This window comes from Mycetocola sp. Y442 (assembly GCF_056898615.1).
In genome coordinates, this window is sequence record NZ_JBXHBV010000003.1 from 185834 (window position 1) to 199606 (window position 13773).

Consider the following 13773-nt stretch of genomic DNA (forward strand, 5'->3'; position numbering starts at 1 on the left):
GAGAAACACGGGCGAACAGAACCGTCACAGGTCTCGGCTAGCGTTGACGCATGCGAATCGCCACCTGGAACGTCAATTCAATCCGCGCCCGCGTCGGACGCACCGTCGACTGGATGGTGCGGGAAGACATCGACGTGCTCGCGATGCAGGAGATCAAGTGCAAGCCAGAGCAGTTCCCCCTCGAGGCGTTCGAGGCGGCAGGGTACGAGGTCGCGATCCACGGCTTCAGCCAGTGGAACGGCGTTGCCATCGCCAGCAGGCTCCCGCTCGAGGATGTCACGACCACGTTTGAAGGCATGCCCGGCTTCCTCAAGGGCCAGGAAGGCCCTGACCTCCCGAAAGAGGCACGGGCAATGGGTGCGACGATCAACGGCGTACGGCTGTGGAGCCTGTACGTCCCCAACGGCCGCTCGCTGGATGACCCGCACTACGTCTACAAGCTCGACTGGCTCGCCGCGCTGAAGAACGACACGGCGAACTGGCTCGCGAAGAACCCCGGCGTCCCGCTCGCGCTCATGGGTGACTTCAACGTCGCCCCCTTCGACAGTGACATGGGCGACCCGAGCATCGTTCCCGGCCTGTCCACACACGTTTCCCCACCTGAGCGCGAGGCCATCGCCGCTTTCGGTGAGATCGGCCTGACGGATGTCGTGCGCCCGCTCGTCCCTGAGGGATTCACCTACTGGGACTACAAGCAACTGCGTTTCCCCCGCAACGAGGGCATGCGGATCGACTTCATCCTCGGCTCACCCGAGTTCGCCGAGCTCGTCACGGCAGCCTCGATTCACCGGAACGAACGCAAGGGTGAGGCCCCGAGCGATCACGTTCCCGTCATGGTCGAACTTGATCTGCCCACCGAAGACGAGGACGACCGGCCCATGATCTTCTAGCTGCAGTGCTCTTCCAGCTGCAGCGTTCTTCCAGCGCGGCAGTTTTGGTTTTTCTGTGTTTTCGCTTGCGTTCCCACACAATCGGGCATAAAGTCACTGAAACAAAGATTCGTCCGGGCGATGGTTGCCCCTGGACGGGTTCCGGTTCAGAGAAGTCCGAGGGGTCAGCGTCGACATGTATGCCATTGAACGCCACGAGCGAATAACGAGGCTTCTCCACAGCAGCGGACGCGTCACAGTGGCGGGGCTCGCCGACGCTCTCTCGGTCACCGCGGAAACCGTGCGTCGCGATCTCGACATCCTCGAACGCCAGGGCTCACTTCGCCGGGTGCACGGCGGAGCCGTTGCCACCAGTAAGACCAGCCTCGTCGAATCAACGGTCGCCGACCGTTCCGGCAAAGCGCGCGAGGCGAAACTGGCGATTGCGCGTGCCGCGTTCGGACTGCTCGGCAACGACTTCCGTGGTTCGATCCTCCTCGACGCCGGCACGACAACCGGCGCCCTGGCCGAGCTCCTCGCCGAGTGGCCCGGCCACGGCCCGTCGAGCATGACGGTCATCACGAATTCCGTCCCGATCGCTGCACTGCTGCACCACAACCCGGCAATCGACCTGCACCTGCTCGGTGGCAGTGTGCGCGGGGTCACGAGCGCCGCGGTCGGCGGCAGCACCCTCGAACAGCTCGCACACCTGCGCCCGGACATAGCGTTCCTCGGAGCCAACGGCCTCTCCGCCGACTTCGGACTCAGCACCCCGGAGGAGCGCGAGGCGACGGTCAAGGCCGCCATGGTTCGCGCCGCACGGCGCACTGTCGCGCTCGTCGACTCGTCGAAGCTCGGCGATGAAGCGCTCTACCGGTTCGCCGAACTCCGGGAACTCGACACCCTCATCTCAGACACCGACCCGATCGGGACACTCTCAGCGGCGCTCGACGCCGACGACGTGGAGGTAATCGTCGCATGATTCTCACAGTCACGCTCAACCCGTCGTTTGACCGGACGGTGGAACTCACCGCACCGCTCGAACGCGGGCAGGTGCAACGAGCTGCCAGTGCCGTCCAGGAACCCGGCGGCAAAGGCGTCAACGTCTCCCGCGCGCTCCATGTGGCCGGAGTCGACACTCTCGCGGTGCTCCCCGGTGCACCCGCAGATCCGATGGTCATGGCCCTCGAGGCCGACGGCATCCCCGCCCTGACAATTCCGGTGACGAGCCCGATCCGTTCGAACACCACGCTCACCGAGCCCGACGGAACGACCACCAAAGTCAACGAACCTGGCGCGCCCCTGACCGACGAGACGGCCGACGCCCTCCTCGAGGCGATCGTCTCGCGGTCGGCGGATGCCACCTGGCTGGTTCTCGCGGGATCGCTGCCTCCGGGGATCCCGGCGGACTTCTACGCGCGCATTGTGAGTGCCGTGCGAACGGCCGCCTCACGCACCGGCGTCCAGGCACCCCGCATCGCCGTCGACAGCTCGGGCGCACCGCTCACCGCACTGCTCGCGTCGGCCGAAACCGTCGACCTGATCAAGCCGAACGCCGAGGAACTGTGGGAACTCGCCTCAGGGCTCGGCATCGCCGTGCCGGACGACGACCCTGAGTCGCTGGGCTTCGACGATGACGCCGTCGTCGAGGTCGCAAGCCGCGTGCTGGAACATGGCCTCGACGCTGCGCTCGTCACGCTCGGCTCCCGCGGGGCCGTTCTTGTGAGCACAACCGAGGTGGTGCGGGCGTCCGCCCCACGAATTGTCGCCCGCAGCACCGTTGGTGCAGGAGATTGCTCTCTCGCCGGCTTCCTCCTGGCATCCGAACGCGGCGACGACGCCGCGGGGTGCCTGGCCCAGGCCATCGCCCACGGCGCGGCAGCCGCCTCTCTTCCCGGTTCACAGGTTCCCACCCTTGAACAGGCGGCTTCCGGCCCTATTGCCGTGACCCGTACCCGTCGCACTCTTACCGAGTAGCGCCCTTCTTCACACGACGTTCCCGCACCACCACATTGAAGGATTCTCGTCTCATGTCATCTCTCATCACACCGGAACTGGTCATCCTCGACCAGGACCTCGGAACCGACCGTGCAACGGTCATCCGCACACTCGCAACGCTCGTCGTCCAGAACGGCAGGGCGACCGATGTCGACGCGCTCTTCGCCGACGCGTGGGCCAGGGAGTCCCAGACCGACACCGGGATTCCGGGCGGCCTCGCGATCCCCCACTGCCGTTCAGAAGCGGTCACGGTACCGACGCTCGTCATGGCCCGCCCGAACCCCGGAGTCGACTTCGGTTCGGACGATGGCCCCGCTGACATCATCTTCTTCATCGCCGCACCGGCCGGCGCCGACCAGGCCCACCTGGCACTGCTGTCGACCCTCGCGCGCTCGCTGATCCGTGAGGACTTCACCGCGGCGCTCCGCAGCGCCCCGACGCCACAGGCGGTCGTCGACCTCGTCGATGAAGCCCTCGCTCCGGCGGCACCACCCGCTGCCGAGTCGAATGCCGCGACCGGCACTGCCGCCGCCACGAGCACCGGCACCGCCGCGACCACCGGCACCGCGACATCCGCCCCCTCCACGACCCAGGACAAGCCCGTACTCATCGCGGTGACCGCATGCCCCACCGGAATCGCGCACACCTACATGGCGGCAGACGCCCTCGCCGCAGCGGCGAAACGGGCCGGCGTCGAACTGCACGTCGAGACCCAGGGCTCGTCGAGCGTCACGCCGGTTGACCCGTCGGTCATCGGGCGGGCGTCAGCGGTGATCTTCGCCGTCGACGTCGACGTCCGCGACAAGAATCGTTTCGCCGGGCTGCCGCTCGTACAGGCACCGGTGAAGCGCGGCATCGACGAACCGGACAAGATGATCGCCGAGGCACTCGACGCGGCGAAGGACCCCAACGCCCGCCGCGTCTCGGGTGGCGGCGCCGAACCCGCAACGGCCGGCGACGACACCAGGAACGAGCACATCGGCCAGAAGCTCAAGCGATACCTGCTCACCGGCGTCAGCTACATGATCCCGTTCGTCGCCGGAGGCGGTCTCCTGATCGCGCTCGGCTTCCTGCTGGCCGGCTACCGGATCACCGACAACGCCGGCGAGATTGTGCTCAGCAACAGCCTGCTGAACCTTCCCGATGGCGGGCTCGGCCAGTACCTCGGTGCTGTGGCATACGTCATCGGCAACGCGTCGATGGGGTTCCTGGTCCCGGCACTGGCGGGCTATATCGCGTACGCCATCGCTGACCGTCCCGGCATCGCCGTCGGGTTCACCGCTGGAGCCGTCGCCCTCGTCATGAACGCGGGCTTCCTCGGCGGACTCGTCGGTGGTCTGCTCGCCGGATTCATCGCGTGGGCCATCGGGCGTATCAACGTGCCCCGCTGGCTCCGCGGCCTCATGCCCGTTGTGATCATCCCGCTCGTCGGCTCGATCTTCGCTTCAGGGCTCATGATCGTGCTGCTCGGCGGACCTATCGCTGCGCTCATGACCGGACTCAGCACCTGGCTCAACTCACTCACCGGAACCTCGGCCGTACTGCTCGGCCTGATCCTCGGCGCGATGATGGCTGTCGACCTCGGTGGCCCCGTCAACAAGGTCGCATACGCCTTCGCCGTTGCAGGACTCAGCGCCGGATCGTTCGAGAACCAGGCACCGTGGGCGATCATGGCCGCGGTGATGGGAGCCGGAATGGTCCCGCCTCTCGCCCTCGCTCTCGCGACGCTGGTCGACCGCAGGCTGTTCAGTGCCGCCGAACGCGAGAACGGCAAGGCGGCCTGGCTGCTCGGTGCCGCGTTCATCTCGGAGGGCGCGATCCCGTTTGCCGCCGCGGACCCGCTCCGGGTCATCCCGGCCGGAATCGTGGGCAGCTCGATCACCGGCGCAATCATCATGGGCACCGGAGTGACCTCACAGGCACCGCACGGCGGTTTCTTCGTCTTCTTCGCAATCGGCAACTTCGGTATGTTCGTCCTCGCGATCCTCGTCGGAACCATCGTCTCAGCGGCCCTCGTCATCCTGCTCAAGCGCTTCGTCCGGCGTCGCCCGATCGCCGATGAGACGTCGACGACGGATGCCACAGCGGTCGAGCAGGGCATCCCGGCGACGGTCTGACCCCGGCGCCATCTCCACTCGTCGTCAATCCACTCCAGTTCACCCCAGTTCAACCCGGTTCAACCCAGTAAAGGAATCTCCATGCCAGAACGCTCAGCAGTCATCGGCAGCCGTGTCGGTCTCCACGCCCGTCCCGCCTCACTGTTCATCGACGCGGTGAAGCGCCAGCCGGTCAAGGTCACCATCGCGAAGGGTGACAGCGGGCCGCTCAACGCGGCGAGCATCCTCTCCATCATCAGCCTCGGTGCGACGAACGGTGAGACGGTCACACTGGCAGCCGAAGGCGACGGAGCCGACAAGGCCCTCGACGAACTGGTCGCGCTGCTCGAGAGCGACCTCGACGCCGAGTAATCCGGTTCACGCACAATCGAGGCCAGACGCACCTGTTGCGTCTGGCCTCGGTTGTGTTTGGCCTCGGTTGCGTCTGGCCTGTGGAGTCCTGGCAGCTACCCCTTGGTCACTATGGCGAACCCGCCCGGTTTCACCGAAATCTGGGCGACACCGCTGATGGAGTGCACAGCCACAACGACACCACGCGAGTCGTAGCTGGTGAGAGTGCCAGCGCCGCCACCGGCGTTCACCGAGACCCGCTGCGTCACAGCGCTCGCTGAGTGCACGAGCTCGGTGCTCTGGCTCGGCCCGGCGAATTTCAGCCGGGAGAAGAGCGGCCGAACGATCAGTGCGTCGACCTTGACCGGCCCGGTCACCGCCGTGACAGACACCGTGGAGCTCTTGGACGGTGCCGCGATCGGCAGCGACTGCGGAAGCAGCGCACCGGGCACCGCGGTAACGCCCTGAGCGCCGACGCCATGCTTCAGCAGTCCGAGCGGGACGTAGCCGCTGCGCCACAGCGAACTCGCCTTTCCATTCGCCGCTGAGAAGACGACGGGAGCGATCAGTCGCGCTGAGGTCGAGGACCCGAGGGAGAACGTCGCTGAGCGACCTCGCGCCAGTTCCAGGTATCCGCTCCCCGAATACTGCGACTCACCGGTCCAGGTCGACTCGGGCGCGACGACTTTGCCGGTCGTGGATGTCGCCGATTCGGCCTCGACGACGGTGGCTCCCTCTCGCGAGACGACTGTGGTCAGCCCGAGTGTGCGATCTCGGAGTTCGGGATTGGCATCGAGGGCGAGCATCGACAGCTGCCCGTGGATCGTCGACTCGGCTCCGCTGTTGCGGTTGACGGTTCCGTCTGCTGCGACGCCGTCGAACGTCACACCGGTTGACGGGTTGTAGACGGGAGTGCCCGACGCGTTGGTGCCGAAGTACCAGCTGCCGACGAGCGAGGCGAGGTCGAGGAGGCCTGGCAGCCCGGCGGCCTCAGACACGGCCACAAGCGACTGCAGTCGTGAGTCGACGCCGTAGGCGATCTGGGTACGGTCGACGGGAGCGGGATTCCAGCCGTTGTCCGGCCCGCCGGCGGTGAGCAGGATCGGATCGAACACCGCTGAATCGGTGATTGCCAGTTCGAGCAGGGCAGGATCGGCCAGAACGACGGATGCCTCGGCGAGCGCCGCCGGCATCTGCGATCCCCAGGCGTGCCAGATCGAGCGCGACTCGGCCCACGGGAGCACAGCGCCGTACGGCCAGTTGCGAGCGTCGCCCGCACCCAGCGCCGCGACGCCCTCCGCCAGCTTGCTGGTCGCGTCGCGCACTCGCTCATCGCCCGGCGACGCGCTGAGATAGGCCGACAGCCCGAGCACTGCTTCGGCACTGGCATCCGCACCATTCGTGATCAGCCATGCCGGAAGCTCGACTCCGTCGACCGTGAGGTATTGGCCGTACCTCGAGAGCGTCTGCCGTTCGAGCGCGGAAACGCCGAGGGTGAGACGGTCGGAGAGGAATTCGGCGAACTCGGGATCGCTTTCCTGGAAGGCCGCGAATCCCTCACCGAATGCCCAGAGCGACCGGGCCAGCCAGTAGCTCTCTCCCGAATCGGAGGGGTCGGGCAGTTCGACGGGTTCTGCGCTCGGGTTGAGCGTCCCGTCCGGTTGCATCCACAACACGACGTTTCCGGCATTCGGCCCTGATGCCGTCTGCAGGTACGCCGTCGACCTGAGCAACTCGTACGCGCTCTGTTTCGAAGACTCGTCGCCGAATTGTGTCCAGTGCCTGAGGTAGACGACCGCCGCTCGCGCGACATCGTCCGCGTTGAATGCGCCCTGTCCCCAGTACCCGGTGGCCGGGTCGAGTGGACCGCCGCCGACCCGCTCAAAAGTTCCGCCGCCGCGGGCATCAGCGTAGGTCCACGGCATGACGAGGGCTGGTTCCTCTGCCAGGCGCCACGTGGTGTGCTCGGCCGTGTCGGCTGGCGTCACGTCGTCGAGGAGAAAGTCGAGGTGAGAGAGGTTGCTCAGCTGCGGAGTGTCGGCCGTGGCCGGAGCGGCAAGCCCGATACTCCCCGCGAGCAGTACGACACTCGCGGCCACTGCCGCCAGCCGCCGTACCAGTGAGTTCGCCACAATCCCTCCAACGCCATCGTTGTATCGGATCAAATCCCGAGTCGCCGTCATCATACGCTCTCAAGCCGTGCGACGCCGATCTTTGTATCGGCCATCCCGTAGAACACGAACCGTGCGCCGTCGATCTCCTCGATCGCCGTCGGAAAAACAACATTCGGAACGATGCCGGAACGCTCATCATCGGTCTCGGCTTCGAGCAGCGGGACCGCGGTCCTCGCGGTCACCCGCCACGGTTCCTCCGCGTCGAGAATCATGCCGCCGGTTGCGTAGTTGACGTTCTGTTGCTGGTCGAACGCCCGCGCGAGCACTCCTGTCACACCGTGGTGCAGCACCAACCAGCCCTCAGGCACCCGCACCGGCGGTGGCCCTCCCCCGATCTTGAGCGCCTCGAACGCGAATTCCGGCGCTGCGAGCAGTCGATGACCGGCCCAGTGCGTGAGAGAACGGATGTCACGGGCAACGTCGTCCGCGTGCACGAAGCTGATCCAGATCGATTGCCGTTCATCCTCGACGCCCCGCGGCACCCGAATTCCCTGGCCGGGCTTGATCTCGTCGAGATCCCACATCGGTCTGTGGAGGACCGCAAAGCTCCGGATGCCATCCGGCCCGGTCACCGCCTCGGGGAAGAACACCGTGTCCTTGTTCGGAAACAGATTGAGGTCGGTGTCGAGCGCGTCATCGTATTCGAAGTGCACTGGCCCGAGCCTGGTCCAGTCGCGGAGGTCACCAGACGTCGCGATCGCACTGCGTGGACCGAGTGGACCGTACGCAACATAGGTCATCACGTGCAGGCCGAGTTCCTCGATCCAGGTGACGCGCGGATCCTCAACGCCGGCGTTGCCAACGCCGCGCTCCCAGCCGCGGTCGGGCGCCAGCACGACGCCCTCCCGGTTCACGCCGACCGGGACCCCGTTCTCGACCACGACCCGCGCAAGACCCACCCGGGAGACGTTGCCCCTCTCCACCATTCTGGGCAGGAGATACAGCTCTCCGTCCGGTCCGCGGCCGGACCCCGGATTGAGCACGCCCTCCGCCTCGAGGTCGTTCCCCAGCTCCGGAGTCATCACGACGCCGACCCGGGAGAGCGTGTATGGGAACGAACTCGACTCGGTTGGCATGGTCACCCTTTCACGCCCGACCCGATGTCGGTCGAGACGAAGTACCGCTGGAAAACGATGAAGAGAACAACCACGGGAGCCGCGAGCACGACAGCGCCGGCGAGCATCGCGCCGAAGGGATTCGACGTTGATGACGCGACGTTCGAGATGAAGTTCGCGAGCGACACAGCGAGTGGTTGCAGGCTCGCCTCCTTGGTGATGAGGAACGGCCAGAGGAACTCGTTCCACGGGCCGATGAAAGTCAGCAGAATGACGGTGAGCAGCGCAGGACGGACCAACGGAATCGCCACCTGCCCGAGCAGTCGGAACTCTCCGGCGCCGTCGATCCGCGCGGCATCGAACAGTTCTTTCGGAACCTGCAGGAAGTACTGGCGGAAGATGATCACCGCTGTCGAGTTGATCGCGAACGGGAGGATCATGCCGAGGTGGGTGTCACCGAGTCCGTAGTCCCTCGCGATCATCACATAGAGCGGAATCATGAGCAGCTGGAACGGTACGACCTGCACGAGAAGGGCAAGGGCAAAGATAACTCCGCGCCCCCGCCACTCGAGCACCGCAAGGGCGTAGCCGACGAGGAGACCGAACACGGTTGTGCCCAGCAGAACGCCGCCCGTAAAGATGCCTGAGTTGACGAGGCCGGAGAACAGGTTGATTCGCTCGTTGATGTTCGCGTAGTTCTCGACCGTGATGTTCCCTGGGGAGGGGAAGATGCCCCCGAGTGACGTGTCTGGCGCTGCCTGCAGCGAACCGATCACCATGTAGTAGAACGGGAACAGGAAGAGCACGGCGCCGATGGCGAGCACAATTCCGCGGAGGATCGACTGCCCGCGACTGAGCTGGCCTGGAATGCGATGTCTCTGAACCATCACTTGTCATCCCTTCCACCGGCGTAGCGATACTGCAGCAGCGCGACCACGAGGACGAAAATCACGAGCACGACACCGATGGCTGCCGCGTAGCCCGGCTTTCCCTGCTGGATTCCCTGCTGGTACATGATGAGCACCGGGGATGCCGATGCTCCGTTGGGTCCACCGCCTCCGGTCAGGAGATACGGCTCGGTGAACAGGTTCGCCCCTGTCACCGTTGCGAGGAGGAGAACGAGCACCGTCGCCGATCTGACACCGGGGATGGTCACCGAGAAGAAGGATCGGACGGCCCCTGCCCCGTCGGTCGACGCGGATTCGTACAGTTCGTTCGGCACGTTCTGGAGTGCGGCGAGGTACAGCAGGATGTAGAAGCCAAGCTGCTTCCACGTGACAAACAACGCGATGGTCGGCATCGCCCAGTACGGGTTGATGAGCCAGGCCGGGTCGGGCGCGAGCGGCCCAAGGAGTGTGGACACGAGCCCGTTTCCGTTGAAGAGGAACAGCCAGACTCCAACGACGGCGACACTCGCTGTGACGTAGGGAATGTAGTACGAGACGCGCAGGAACGCCCGGAAATGCACGACCTTGTTGAGCGCGGTGGCGAGCACAAGCGACAGCACAACGGTGAGCGGCACATTGATGATGAGGAAAATACCGACGTTGAGGAAGCTGCGCAGCACGCGTGGGTCGGTCAGCGCTGTGACATAGTTTTCGATTCCGGTGAACGGCCGGTCGACGACCGCGCCCGGCGCCGAGAAGAAGTAATCGTGCACCGAAATGTAGCCGGCAAAGATGAGCGGATATGCGAAGACCAGCAGCACGAAGATCAGGTACGGCGCACTGAATAGCGCACCGAGCGGATGCTTGCCGAAGACGCGTTGCCGTACCGGTAGTTTTCGGGATGCCTTCCCTGACGTTCCCCGGGGGCTGCGAACCCCCGGAGAACGGCCGAGCGTATCGCTCGACATGGGTTAACCCTCACTCGCGAGGGCGTTGACCTTCTCGGCAGCATCATTGAGGGCATCCTCAAGGTCGCCATCACCCGAGATGACAGCCTTCGTGTACGCATCGCGGAAGTCCTGCAACATCTCTACGGTGTTCGGACCAGCCGGGACTTCGATCGTTCGGCCGGCCTGGTCACCGAACATTGTGTATGCCGGGTTCGCCTCGAAGTAGTCAGCGTAGGTTTCGGGAAGCTCGGAGCGCATGGGCATCTGGCCCGTCAGCTCGAGCAGTTGCCCGTCCTGTTCCTCGCTCGTCGCGAACTTCAGCACCTCCCACGCCGTTGCCTGGTTCTCGCACGCCGAATAGAGGCCGACGTTCTTGGCGTCGCTGAAGGTGTAGGTCTCCTCGGCCGCGGTACCGTCCTGGGTCGGAACCGGGACGGCACCCCAGTTCACGTCTTCACCGTAAACGGCGATCGCCCACGGTCCGACGATGGCCATGGCCGACTGGCCGCTGGCGAAGGCATCCCCCTGGATCTGCTCTTTGCCCGCGAGACCCTCGTCGTAGATCGTCTTCCAGAAGGTGGCGACGTCGAGCCCCTCCTCGCTGTCGAAAGTCGCCTCGCCGTCTTCGACCAGGCCGGTCCCGCCGGTCTCGGCGGCGTACAGCGGCATGAAGTCGAACTGAGCCTGGAAGAACTCGCTCGTTGGCGCCGGGTGGATCGCAAACGGTGCCGCCCCCGATTGGACGAGCGTCCTCGACGTGGCGAGGAAGTCGTCGTACGTCGACAGGGCCGGGTTCTCCGGGTCGAGTCCAGCCGCGGCAAACATGTCCTTGTTGTAGAAGATCATCACGGGGTTCGACTTCCACGGCATCTGGAAGTACCCGCCGTCGGGTGAGACGTACTGCTCGGCAGCGTCGCCCGACCGTTCTTCGACATAGGAAGCGCCATCGTCAAATGACGCCAGGTCGACGAGGCCTCCCTGCTTCTGGAACTGGCCGACCGCAGACGGAGCGGTGTTGAAGACGAGGCACGGCGCAGTCCCTGCTGTGATGGCGGCACCAATGACCTCCTCGCTCGACTTTCCAGCGGGGATCTCCTGGCCCTTGATCTGCTCATCGGGGTGGTCGGCGTTCCAGGCCTCGACCATGGCTTTTCCCCAGGCCACTTCCTGCTCGTTGTTGGAATACCAGATGGTGATGTCGCCCGTTGAGGTGAGGGCATCGGAATTGCCCGCGCCGCCAGCGGAGCAGGCGGTGAGCGCGAAGATGGTGACCGCGACTGTGGCGGTTGCCGTGGTGAGAGTGCGTCGGTGCACGGGAGTTCTCCTTATCTGTGTGCGGCGACAGCGCCGCGAGGTGCGGGGGGTGGTGCTGTGGATTCCCGGACCAGGAGTCGGGCGGGAGGGAGCGCCACGTTGGACGCGGTTCCCGTCGTGATCCGATCGAGAAGTGTTCTGGCCGCTACCCGGCCCCATTCGACCGGGTCGCTCGTGATCGTCGTGAGCGCCGGGAAGACGTACCCCGAAATATCGGTGCCGTCGAACCCTGTGATCGACAGGTCATGGGGAACGCTGAGACCGCGCTGCTGCGCCACCCCCAGTCCGGCGATCGCCATGGGATCGTTGGCGTAGACGATGGCCGTCGGTGGGTGGGGTCCGTCGAGAAGGCGACGCGTCGCATCCGCCCCGTGAGCCACCGAGAAGTTCGTCTCAACGACGAGCGATGCGTCGAGACCGGCGCTGCGCATGGCATCCGCGAACGACACGCGACGCCTGCTGCCGTGGATCATCGCTGGGTCGCCGGCCACGTGGCCGATGCGGGTGTGCCCGAGTGAGACCAGGTGCCTGACGGCGGACTGGATTCCCGAGGTGTCGTCGAGTTCGACGAACGGGAGCTGCACGTCTCGTGCCGGGTGCCCGAGTGCGACGGCGGGCAGACCCAGCTCGTCCAGGAGTGCGAACCGCTTGTCGTCGTGGCGGAGATCCGTGAGAAACACCCCGTCGACGCGGTTGTCCGCGGCGAGGGTGCGGTAGGTGGTCAGCTCGGCGCCCTCATCGGGAACCACGCTGAGCACGAGCGCCCTGCCCTCTTCGGAAAGCACTGATTCGACACCGGCGATGAAGGACGGGAAGAAGGGATCTGCGCTGATCACCTCGGCCGCGCGACGGATGACGAGGCCGAGGGCGAAGGAGGTGCGGGTGGAGAGCGACCGCGCGGTGACGCTGGGACGCCAGCCCAGGTCGTCAGCCACGGCGAGGATGCGATCGCGGGTGCCTGGAGCGACGCCAGGCCTGTCGTTGAGGGCGAACGAGACGAGGCCCTTGCTGACTCCGGCCGCGCTGGCCACGTCAGAGATGGTGGGCTTTCGAGCGCTCATCGTGCCTCCGCGGTGAGGTTACGACCGGGGCAGTCGAGGCGAATTCACCGACTGAACCGGTTTAGAACGCTCACGGTAGACCCGATTCTGGCCCCCGTCAAGGGACCGGCGGGCGAGGCCACCAGAGCAGCGCAATACGATCGAGCGCTCTGCTCTGGGTGGACCCGTCACAAACCGGCGCTGAAGCGGCTACCAGGTGGAGTCCCCACGGATCACTGCGTCGGAACCGCCGTCGATGAAGATGACTTGCCCGCAGAGGTGACCGTTCTCCTCGCTTGACAGCCAGGCGAGGAGTTGGGCGACGGACTCGGGTCCGAAGAACCCGTTGAGCGGCATCGGAACCATCCCGGCCAGTTGGGTGCGGGCTTCCTCGGTGCCTGTCAGGGATGCGGTCATCGGCGTGAGGACGACCCCGGGTGCAACGGCGTTGAGCGGAATGCTTGCGCCCGCCCAGTCCGCCGCTGGCGCCTGACGGCGGACCCAGCGGGAGAGCGCCTGCTTGCTCGAGCCGTAGATGAGGCTTCCCTGCTCCGGCGACCCTGCAGCCAGCTCGGCCGCCCGAGCGAGCGCTGCCTCCTCGTTCCCGTCGAGGAACGCGTCAAGCAATGCGTCGTCGTGTGGCATGAGTGACGCCATGGAGGTCACGGCCACCGCGCGCGGAGAATCCGACTTCGCGAGTAACGGCCGAAGCCCCTCGAGCGTGGCGACAGCGCCGAAGTAATTGACCGCGGCGGTCGCGACGGTAGGAGACGAGAGCCCGGCCACGGCGAGAACCGCGTCGATCCTGCCGTCGCTCAGTCGCTCGACCTCGGTCACGAGGGTCTCCCGGCCCTGAAGGGTCGTCAGGTCGACATTCACATCACTCCCGGCGATGTCAGCGCCGATGACCCGAGCACCCCTGGCCTCGAGCAACTCCTTCGTCGCCTTCCCGATTCCGCTTGCTGCTCCGGTGATGACATAGGTTCGTTCCACGAGGATCTCCATTGGTCGATTGAGCTGGATCCAGCTCTGCTCCGCC

At 65.7% G+C, this 13773-nt stretch carries 12 protein-coding genes; 5 read left to right on the forward strand and 7 right to left on the reverse strand.

Annotation, left to right across the window (positions count from 1 at the left end; genetic code table 11):
* Positions 1-50 precede the first annotated feature (50 nt).
* The 5 genes from AC1X6S_RS12440 (at position 51) to AC1X6S_RS12460 (ending at position 5335) form a co-directional block, all read left to right on the forward strand.
* Positions 51-890, forward strand: coding sequence for an exodeoxyribonuclease III (locus AC1X6S_RS12440; RefSeq protein WP_483406070.1), 840 nt, complete (start codon positions 51-53; stop codon positions 888-890).
* Positions 891-1065: 175 nt separating this feature from the next.
* The gene (locus tag AC1X6S_RS12445) at positions 1066-1851 is read left to right on the forward strand and encodes a DeoR/GlpR family DNA-binding transcription regulator (protein WP_483406071.1); all 786 of its coding nucleotides are present in this window, start codon (positions 1066-1068) and stop codon (positions 1849-1851) included.
* Positions 1848-2846 carry a 1-phosphofructokinase family hexose kinase gene (locus tag AC1X6S_RS12450; protein WP_483406072.1) on the forward strand — a complete coding sequence of 333 codons (999 nt, stop codon included), beginning with the start codon at positions 1848-1850 and terminating at the stop codon, positions 2844-2846. Before AC1X6S_RS12445 ends, AC1X6S_RS12450 begins: the two co-directional genes overlap by 4 nt.
* Positions 2847-2899: 53 nt before the next feature.
* Positions 2900-4984, forward strand: a complete 2085-nt coding sequence (locus tag AC1X6S_RS12455; RefSeq protein ID WP_483406073.1) for a PTS fructose transporter subunit IIABC — start codon at positions 2900-2902, stop codon at positions 4982-4984.
* 81 nt (positions 4985-5065) lie between these two features.
* Complete coding sequence (locus AC1X6S_RS12460) at positions 5066-5335, forward strand: HPr family phosphocarrier protein (RefSeq protein WP_483406074.1); 270 nt, start codon at positions 5066-5068, stop codon at positions 5333-5335.
* Positions 5336-5430: 95 nt separating this feature from the next.
* Here AC1X6S_RS12460 and AC1X6S_RS12465 read toward each other — a convergent pair whose 3' ends face one another.
* From AC1X6S_RS12465 to AC1X6S_RS12495, 7 genes are all read right to left on the reverse strand, one after another.
* The gene (locus AC1X6S_RS12465) at positions 5431-7446 is read right to left on the reverse strand and encodes a hypothetical protein (RefSeq protein ID WP_483406075.1); all 2016 of its coding nucleotides are present in this window, start codon (positions 7444-7446) and stop codon (positions 5431-5433) included.
* Between the two features lie 50 nt (positions 7447-7496).
* Positions 7497-8564: a glycoside hydrolase family 130 protein gene (locus tag AC1X6S_RS12470; protein WP_483406076.1), complete on the reverse strand. Its 1068-nt coding sequence runs from the start codon at positions 8562-8564 to the stop codon at positions 7497-7499.
* 2 nt (positions 8565-8566) lie between these two features.
* Positions 8567-9430, reverse strand: a complete 864-nt coding sequence (locus AC1X6S_RS12475) for a carbohydrate ABC transporter permease (protein WP_483406077.1) — start codon at positions 9428-9430, stop codon at positions 8567-8569.
* Positions 9430-10398 carry a carbohydrate ABC transporter permease gene (locus AC1X6S_RS12480; RefSeq protein ID WP_483406078.1) on the reverse strand — a complete coding sequence of 323 codons (969 nt, stop codon included), beginning with the start codon at positions 10396-10398 and terminating at the stop codon, positions 9430-9432. Before AC1X6S_RS12480 ends, AC1X6S_RS12475 begins: the two co-directional genes overlap by 1 nt.
* Before the next feature lie 3 nt (positions 10399-10401).
* Positions 10402-11694, reverse strand: a complete 1293-nt coding sequence (locus AC1X6S_RS12485) for an extracellular solute-binding protein (RefSeq protein WP_483406079.1) — start codon at positions 11692-11694, stop codon at positions 10402-10404.
* A gap of 11 nt (positions 11695-11705) precedes the next feature.
* Complete coding sequence (locus AC1X6S_RS12490; protein WP_483406080.1) at positions 11706-12755, reverse strand: LacI family DNA-binding transcriptional regulator; 1050 nt, start codon at positions 12753-12755, stop codon at positions 11706-11708.
* Positions 12756-12944: 189 nt separating this feature from the next.
* Positions 12945-13727 (reverse strand): SDR family oxidoreductase, encoded by a 783-nt coding sequence (locus tag AC1X6S_RS12495; RefSeq protein WP_483406081.1) that lies wholly within the window; start codon positions 13725-13727, stop codon positions 12945-12947.
* Positions 13728-13773: the final 46 nt, after the last annotated feature.